Annotated in this window: 1 protein-coding gene; it reads left to right on the top strand. The window is 76.5% G+C overall.

Annotated features, from left to right (window positions below):
- On the top strand, positions 1–306 hold a 306-nt coding region (locus tag ADK55_RS23065; RefSeq protein ID WP_159041522.1), incomplete at both ends, for a condensation domain-containing protein.

Here is a 306-nt window from a genome sequence, read left to right as displayed (position 1 = left end):
CGGGCCCGCCGTGATCGCCCGCCGGGTGCGCTGCACCGACGAGTACTCGGCGCAGGACACCGCGCGCCTGCGCGCCGGCGCCGAGCGGTCGGGCGTACGGCTCTCCCGACTGCTCGTCGCGGCCGTGGCCGCGCACCTCCACCGAGTCACGGGCGCGCAGGACCTCGTCCTCGGGCTGCCCGTCACCACCCGGGTGGACCCGGGGACGCGGGAGGTCCCCGGCATGGTCTCCAACATCGTTCCGCTGCGGCTGGGCGTACGACCGGACATGACCGGCACGGAGCTGCTGGCCGAGGTCGGCGAGGC

This window comes from Streptomyces sp. WM4235 (assembly GCF_001279725.1).
Lineage (GTDB): Bacteria > Actinomycetota > Actinomycetes > Streptomycetales > Streptomycetaceae > Streptomyces.
This window is presented reverse-complemented; position numbering and strand designations above follow the sequence as displayed.